The sequence below is a fragment of the Xanthomonas sp. SHU 166 genome, from assembly GCF_000364685.1.
Lineage (GTDB): Bacteria > Pseudomonadota > Gammaproteobacteria > Xanthomonadales > Xanthomonadaceae > Xanthomonas_A > Xanthomonas_A sontii.
Window position 1 is genome coordinate 1 of sequence record NZ_AQOJ01000711.1, and the last position, 1,331, is coordinate 1,331.

The 1,331-nt window shown below is 66.0% G+C and carries 1 protein-coding gene; it reads right to left on the minus strand.

From position 1 onward, the window contains the following. A partial coding sequence (locus tag D180_RS16625) for an MCP four helix bundle domain-containing protein (RefSeq protein WP_017913683.1) occupies window positions 1-963 on the minus strand: 963 nt, incomplete at its 3' end. Window positions 964-1,331 lie beyond the last annotated feature (368 nt).

Sequence of the window (1,331 nt, forward strand, 5' to 3'; positions counted from 1 at the left end):
GGCGTATTCGTTGAGCACGCCGATGGCATCGACGATGGCGTCCAAGTGCTCGAACATCATGGTATTGATGCCCTTGCTCAGCTCGCCGTAGACGCCCGGGAAGTCCTGCGGCATGCGGTGGGTCACGTCCTTGTCGGCATGCAGTTCGATCATCAGCGCGGTTTCGCTGGAGAAGCGCTGCAACTGGGTCTGCATGCGGCCCATCGCGACCAGCAGACGCCCGGGTTCGTCGCGCGCGTCGGTGCTCACGTCGTTGTCCAGGCGGCCGTCGGCGATGGCTTCGGCGGCGCGGGTGGCGCGGCCCAGCGGCCCGGTCAGGCTGCGGGTGATCGTCCAGCCCAGCAGGCCGCTGACCAGCAGGACCGCAAGGCCGCCGGAGATGAGGATGATGCGGCCCCGCGCCATCGCTGCCGAGGAGACAGCATAGGCCTCCCGGCTCAAGCGCCGCTGCAGATCGGCATTGGCGCGGATCGCCGCCTGCTGCTTCTCCATCGCCACCGCGGCATCGCCCAGCAGCAATGCCTGTGCCTGGGCGTTCTGGTCCTTCTCGCCGAGCGCCAGCACTTGATTGTTGAGTTGCACCGACTGCGCGCGCGCATTCTCGATCGCGGCCATGGCCTGGCGTTCGGCCGGGGTCGCCGGCATCGCCGACAGTGCATCGTGCGCGGCCTTGTAGCGCGCCCGGTTGCGCTGCACGATGTCGATCATCTTCTGGTTGGCCGCATCGCCATCGACGATGGTGATGGACAGCAGCCCGATCTGCACATTGGTGTTGGCGTCCAGCATCTCGTTGGAGAGGCGGACCTTTTCCATGTTGCCGTTGACGATGCTGTCCAGTTCGCGATGCGCCCTGGCCATGGTCAGCAGCCCCATGGCGACCAGCACGCCGGACAACAGGATGAGGATGCCGAACGCCATGCCCAGGCGCCGACCGACGTTGTAGCGTTGCAGAAGTGCGTTCATAGCCGACCTTTGGGGACAGAAGGAGTCGGGTCGCACGCGCTGGCAGGCCAGCGTTGCGGCGCCTCGTGGCGATGCGCTGCCACCCCATGGATATCGACATGGCGGCCAGGAATTGAGCGGCGTGCGGATCCTTGTTGGCAGGCGGTTAGGAAGCTGTCTGCCTTCCGACGCGTGTTGGTCGGCGAAGGCAAAATCCGACGTGGTTCCGACATGCGCCGGCGTGTAATGCGCCAAGCTATGGTTCGCGTATTGCAGGAATGCGCAGCTGCGTAAGGGCTGCGCTGCGAACGCCGGGCGTTACCGCCGGGACCGGTCGCCATGCCGGCGGCATGGCGACCGTACGACTCAGAACTCCTGCCAGTCGCCGC